The sequence below is a fragment of the Pseudomonas sp. GL-B-19 genome, from assembly GCF_019956415.1.
In the GTDB taxonomy this organism is placed as follows: Bacteria; Pseudomonadota; Gammaproteobacteria; order Pseudomonadales; family Pseudomonadaceae; genus Aquipseudomonas.
Genome location: NZ_JAHBDK010000095.1, coordinates 1 through 6216 on the forward strand (window position 1 = coordinate 1; position 6216 = coordinate 6216).

Annotated in this window: 5 protein-coding genes; 4 read left to right on the top strand and 1 reads right to left on the bottom strand. The window is 56.2% G+C overall.

Annotation, left to right across the window (positions count from 1 at the left end):
* Positions 1-651: 651 nt before the first annotated feature.
* Positions 652-1743, bottom strand: coding sequence for a DUF3616 domain-containing protein (locus KGB06_RS27940; RefSeq protein ID WP_223521501.1), 1092 nt, complete (start codon positions 1741-1743; stop codon positions 652-654).
* A gap of 351 nt (positions 1744-2094) precedes the next feature.
* Between KGB06_RS27940 and KGB06_RS27945 the strand changes: the two genes are divergently transcribed.
* The 4 genes from KGB06_RS27945 to KGB06_RS27960 all read left to right on the top strand — a co-directional run.
* Positions 2095-2763: a polysaccharide lyase family 7 protein gene (locus KGB06_RS27945; protein WP_223521503.1), complete on the top strand. Its 669-nt coding sequence runs from the start codon at positions 2095-2097 to the stop codon at positions 2761-2763.
* 672 nt (positions 2764-3435) lie between these two features.
* The gene (gene gabP / locus KGB06_RS27950) at positions 3436-4836 is read left to right on the top strand and encodes a GABA permease (protein ID WP_223521505.1); all 1401 of its coding nucleotides are present in this window, start codon (positions 3436-3438) and stop codon (positions 4834-4836) included.
* A 110-nt stretch (positions 4837-4946) separates the two neighbouring features.
* Positions 4947-6059 (top strand): GlxA family transcriptional regulator, encoded by a 1113-nt coding sequence (locus tag KGB06_RS27955; protein WP_411741879.1) that lies wholly within the window; start codon positions 4947-4949, stop codon positions 6057-6059.
* Positions 6060-6131: 72 nt separating this feature from the next.
* A partial coding sequence (locus KGB06_RS27960) for a hypothetical protein (RefSeq protein ID WP_223473437.1) occupies positions 6132-6216 on the top strand: 85 nt, incomplete at its 3' end.

Consider the following 6216-nt stretch of genomic DNA (forward strand, 5'->3'; position numbering starts at 1 on the left):
AACAGCGTTGGCGTGTTCCAGGTCGCGACTAATGCGATCCGCGGCATCGACTGCACAATCGCTCAGTCAACGAACGTCGATGATCGAAAGCGATGAGGTCATGAGCGTTTTTACACACTCTGGGCCATTAGCGGTCACTGGTTGCGCCTCAAATCCGCCATCAGCAAACGTCCACCCAACCCGCACAACCCGTCATGACACCTGCTGACGTTCTATTCAGACGCTTCATTGTCTTCGGCGACTGGATGGCCCGCTAGATTCGCGACGCGGTAACGAGGTAAGTCAATTGGACGGTGAGATCGATCCTGATGCCGAGCGCGGTAATGAAGATGACTTCTGGCCAGGACAGAGCCGTCAGATCAAATGCATGGGGCAAACCCGCGCCGAAAAAAACGACGGCTTTAAATTACTCAGCGTCAGCACGGCTCCGGCGAGAAGGCCCGGCCTGCTGAGCGCTTTGGAGGTGCCTGCATTTGTTCGGTGTTCTTTGACCATAAGTTCCAGGCGATGAACAGGATAAAGGCAACGCCGAGCCATTTCACCGCGATGAAGACCGACTCAAACTGCAGGGCCAGTGCTGATAGTCCGAGGGTGGCGACCAGCAGCCCAGGCAAACTGATCTACAGGCCGCGTTGACGTCGAGGTGCGTGGCTAATTCTGGATGAACAGGTCCCCTTCCACATCCGTATCGCCGTGTTTACGACTCTGCGCCGCAGAGTCGTAGAGGATCAGCAGGACCTCCCCAAGCTGCTCGCCCGATTCGAACAAACACATGCCCTCAGCGTGATCATTGCCTTGCCCAAAAGGCACCTCCAGCACCTTCTCCAATTGATCCGTAAAGACCACGCTTTCCTCGTCGGACGCGAAACCGCCGCGCCAGCGGAAGACCGTTACCGGACCATCCTGGTCCATGGTGGGACCCGCCAGGATCAGCAGATCGTCACCGCTAGTGCACAGGTCACGCAAGCCCAGACCATTTAGCGCGAAGAAGTGCTTGCGATAGCGGCGCCCATCCGGACCGATCTTCTTAAGCACCAGCGTGTCAGTCGAGGCGTCGTTCAGCTCAGGTTCTATCTCCAGCAACACAGCCCAGCCGCGAAGGACCGGTCCACGTAGCCCTAGCAGAAGACGCGAGCCAATCACCACCAACCCTTCGATATCAAAGCCGTTGTCTTTACCCGGGATACTCAGGAAGTCGCGTAGTTGAGGATCTTCAGCAATGGCCGTGGTCAGGTCGTTACTGACCTCGTTGCCATGTAGCTGCGCCGCCGTACGTCCATCGGCGTCCACCTTCCTGGCGAGTGCATAGCCGTCGTTCTGCCGGACCACAGGGATGCGGGCCAGCAGAAAGCGATTGCCCTGCGCCTCTACCGTCGATAGGCGCTTGATATTCTTCTGTGCAGGAGTGCCGGCCTCTGCCTTCTTTCGCTTCAGGCTATGGGAGCCCACCAACCAGAGGTAACCACTGTCATGGGTATAGGCCAACCCCTCGATATCGATCTCGGCGTCTTGCTTCGGTAGGGGCAGATCCAAATACTCCAGGAGCTGAAACGATTGGTGCTCATCGCACCTTACGACGTCGCCGGGCGCAGCATCCTGGATTTGCAGGCGTTCCAGGCTCGTGGTTTCGTCGTTCGCCACCCAGAGTGTGTCGTCAATCTGCTGAGCGACCGAAAGGCCATTGCGCAACGACGCAAACGCCGGATCAAAGCTCAACAGCGCAAAATTGCTTCGGTGGCTCATGAGCAGTCTCCTGTCTTTATGGCGCGGCGTGCCGGTTATTCAGAACCGGCTTCTGAGCGTGTTCTTCGTCCAGTGCATGCACTCATCCTAGCCGACCCGTCCACCGCTGATGGCTTAGGTCCCTTCGCTGCAGCTGCTAAGCAACCCGGATTAGTTCCATCAACTCCCAAAATAGCCGACTAACGGTGACCCCCGTAGGCACAAAGCCTGCAATACCCACCTCGACGAACATTTGACGTCAATCTACCGCCATACGGGTTTCCTAATCAGCAGACCCAATTGACACAGCTCAATAGCGTCGGTTCGAGCGCAACTGTGGCCGCAACATTCCCCGCATACAGGATTATTGACATGATCGACCTCGCCACCTGGAATTTAAGCATCCCTGAAGGCAGCCCACCGGCTACCATAGAAACGCCTCGACTGGCGCAAGGCTTCAAGGACCAGTATTTCAGTTCTGAAGCCGCTACCCTTTCCTTCTGGGCACCTGTGACCGGTTCCAGGACGGCCAACGCTATTTACCCGCGCAGCGAGTTGCGGGAAACCTATAGCGATGGAACGCTGCGCAACTGGCAGTATTCAGCGGCGGATAACATTCTGCGGGCGAGTCTGACCGTCAATCAGGTGCCCAGCACCGGCAAGATCGTGATTGGTCAGATTCACAACAAGGACAGCAACAGCCCCATGGTGAAGCTGGAATACCAATACAAAACGTCGACTTCGACTGGAAACATTGTCGTCAAAGTGCGCATGCGCCCCGACGATGAAGAGGGCCAGGTCATTACCATTGCGACGGGTGTGCCGCTCGACCGCAACTTTTCCTACCAGATCCACCTCAGCCCGAAGGGCGCTCTGGGCATCAGCGCAGCAGGATACAACTGGAGAACCACCATCGACCCGAGCTGGAAGACCAAACCACTGTATTTCAAAGCGGGTGCGTATGTGCAGGACAACACCGGCTATCCCACCGAGGGCGGAAAAGTGACGTTCAAGATGCTGGAGATCCAACACAACATTTAGTCGCTTCTTTAGGTCACTACCATTGGCACGCCGATCCGAAGGGTGAAGACTTTAGTGGATTTCCTCGTCGATCGGCTACCAAGTGGCTAGCTGTCAGTGAACTCAACCGCGCGGGCGGCAGATGCCCTCGAAAAACACTAAATTACGAAACGCCCGCTAAACGATTTAGCCAATCTGTTGCGTCGACCGGTTGAATCCACAGCCATAAGCGGTCGGTCGTGACCGTCTGCTGTGGGTCGTTTTCAGCCGGTCGCGACAGGCAGCAATCATCCAATCCGCTCTTCCCAGAGAGATCTCGCGACCCTCGTCCCGAAACCTTCTCGCCCGCATAAACCTTCCAAGCTATCCCATCCGTTGCTGCTTTAGCAGAATCCTCAAAAAACAAAATGATTGCACTTGGCCATTTCGTGACCGATTGGTTTTCGCTGTGAACGCTAAATTGGCACGTGTCGATATCAGGCAAGGAGGCGGCGTGAACAGGCAACTGAATTGTCGAACAAGCCGGGTAAGGTGGCGCGTCTTTTCATAGAAGTAACCACATAGCGACGATGGGTTTGATAAGAACTGCAGCGTTTGAAGGGTGCCACTTTTAGGAAGCGGCAGCAGGAAACGATGATGATCCGTTGCCCCCATCAATTCGCTTAAATGTCGATCAGCAGAGAAAAAAAACCAATGATCAGCCCGAGTTCCAAGGATTCGAATGGCCAATTGGCGCAGGGCTTCAAGCCTCGTCACGTAACAATGCTGTCAATCGCCGGGATTATCGGCGCCGGTTTATTCGTTGGCTCAGGACATGCCATTGCAGCTGCTGGCCCAGCAGTCCTGTTGGCGTATCTATTCTCAGGTCTGCTCGTCGTTCTGGTCATGCGTATGCTCGGTGAAATGGCGGTGGCCAACCCGGACACAGGCTCGTTCTCCACCTATGCCGACCAGGCAATAGGTCGTTGGGCAGGCTTCACCATCGGTTGGCTGTACTGGTGGTTCTGGGTACTTGTGATTCCTATCGAAGCACTGGCCGCCGGCCATGTGTTGAACCAGTGGTTTCCCCAGATCGATGCCTGGCTGTTCGCCCTGGTGTCGATCATTGCGTTAGTGATCACCAATCTGTTCAGTGTCTCCAAGTACGGCGAATTCGAATTCTGGTTCGCCATGGCCAAGGTGGTGGCGATCATCGGTTTCATCGGCGTGGGTTTTGCCGTGTTGATGGGCTGGGTGCCCGAACGGGAGGTCAGCGGCTTGAGCGGCCTGATGGCCGAACACGGCGGGTTCGCCCCCAACGGCCTGTCGGCGGTGGTGGGCGCCTTCATCACCATCATGTTCAGCTTCATCGGGACCGAGGCAGTGACCATCGCCGCCGCCGAATCCGACAATCCCTCGCAGAACATTGCCAAGGCCACGCGTTCGGTGATTTGGCGCATCGGCGTGTTCTACCTGTTGTCGATTTTCGTGGTCATCTCCGTGGTGCCCTGGAACGATCCGCTGCTCGCCCAGGTAGGCTCCTACCAGCGGGCACTGGAGATCATGAACATTCCCCACGCCAAGTTCATGGTGGACGTGGTGGTGCTGATCGCCGTGGCCAGTTGCATGAATTCCTCGATCTACATTGCTTCGCGCATGCTGTACTCGCTGGGCCGTCGTGGCGATGCGCCGAAGGCGCTGAAGGCGACCTCCTCCGAAGGCGTGCCGCGGGCAGCGGTCATCGCCAGCACCGTGCTGGGCGCGGCGATCACCGTGTGGAGCTACTTCATGCCCGCCGGGCTGTTTGACTTCCTGCTGGCCAGCTCCGGCGCGATTGCCTTGCTGGTGTACCTGGCCATTGCGGTGTCGCAGCTGCGCATGCGCCGGATGTTGCATCGGCAGAACGTTGAGCTGACCTTTCGCATGTGGCTGTTTCCATGGCTGACGTGGCTGGTGATTGTGTTCATTTGCGCAGCGCTGGCAGTCATGATGATCACACCAGAGCACCGTACCGAAGTCAGCACAACCATTGGACTGGCGCTGGCGATTTCCTTTATCGGCCTTGTGACGTCGCGTCACCCTGCGCAGGCTGCGAGGGTGACGTCAGTGGGATAAAACCAAGGAGGTATTTGCGCCAAACCTAATACTCCTTACGCCAAGGCTGGGGGGTATTACAAGCTCCTGCGTCTCAGGCCGTAATCGCTCTTTGTGAGGACATGACCACGATGTCATCGAACTCCACCGTGTCCGACGGTACGACTCAATCCGTTGGTTTTCTGCTGTTGGATAAATTCACACTTATTTCCCTGGCGTCCGCAGTAGAGCCACTGCGCATGGCCAATCAGTTGTCGGGGCGAGAGCTATATCGCTGGCATACGTTCAGCCCCGATGGAGAGCCTGTCTGGGCCAGTGATGGCGTGCCGATTACCCCAGATGCTTCGTGGAACAATCCATTGGTGGCGGACACTGTAATCGTGTGCGGTGGTGTTGGAATCCAGAGCGTGATTACCCGCGAGCACATTACCTGGCTGCAAACCTTGGCGCGTCAATCCAGACGGTTGGGAGGTGTGTGCACCGGTAGCTGGGCGCTCGCAAAAGCCGGGCTGCTCGACGGCTACGAGTGCAGCGTGCATTGGGAATTTTTGGCCGCCATGCAGGAGGCTTTCCCACGAGTCAGCATCAGCGCGAGTCTCTTCACCCTCGACCGAAACCGATTCACAAGCTCCGGGGGAACAGCGCCGCTGGACATGATGCTGCACCTGATTGGTCGCGATCATGGTCGTGAATTATCCGCAGCCATCTCTGAGATGTTTGTTTACGAGCGCATACGCAACGAACAGGACCATCAGCGCGTTCCGCTTAGGCATGTGCTGGGAACTCATCAGCCTAAGCTGCAGGAGATCGTCGCGTTGATGGAGGCCAATCTCGAGGAACCGATCGACCTGGATAACCTTGCAGAATACGTTGATCTGTCACGTCGACAGCTAGAACGGCTATTTCAGAAATACCTTCACTGTACGCCGTCACGCTACTACTTAAGGTTACGTCTTATTCGAGCGCGACAACTGCTTAAGCAAACATCATTGTCGATCATAGAGTTGGCGTATGTATGCGGTTTCGTGTCCACACCACACTTTTCCAAATGCTATCGCGAGTACTTTGGTGTTCCACCAAGCGACGAGCGTTCCGGCACTGAAATGAGTCGCAAACCGGCAACGCTTGCGACTACGCAGCAGTCATCAACTAAACAACTGGCAGCGCTCGACCAAGCACGAAACGAATCGACTTTTGCCAGTGTTCGAATGATTGATCGTTCCGATTTGGCGCAATCGTGCTGATAGGACGTCCCTGCCGCCCCATTCATCCGTAGTGCCTGGGTTTACTCAATAAGATCACGCAGGAGATTTGACGTGCACATTGGTGTTCCTCTCGAAACCCAGACGGGTGAAACACGGGTTGCTGCAACCCCTGAAACCATCAAGAAGCTGATCGGCC

Excerpts from the sequence above, each read along its gene's own strand:
- gabP (WP_223521505.1), top strand. The coding sequence starts at position 3,436 with ATGATCAGCCCGAGTTCCAAGGATTCGAATGGCCAATTGGCGCAGGGC.
- KGB06_RS27945 (WP_223521503.1), top strand. The coding sequence starts at position 2,095 with ATGATCGACCTCGCCACCTGGAATTTAAGCATCCCTGAAGGCAGCCCA.
- KGB06_RS27940 (WP_223521501.1), bottom strand. The coding sequence starts at position 1,743 with ATGAGCCACCGAAGCAATTTTGCGCTGTTGAGCTTTGATCCGGCGTTT.
- KGB06_RS27955 (WP_411741879.1), top strand. The coding sequence starts at position 4,947 with ATGTCATCGAACTCCACCGTGTCCGACGGTACGACTCAATCCGTTGGT.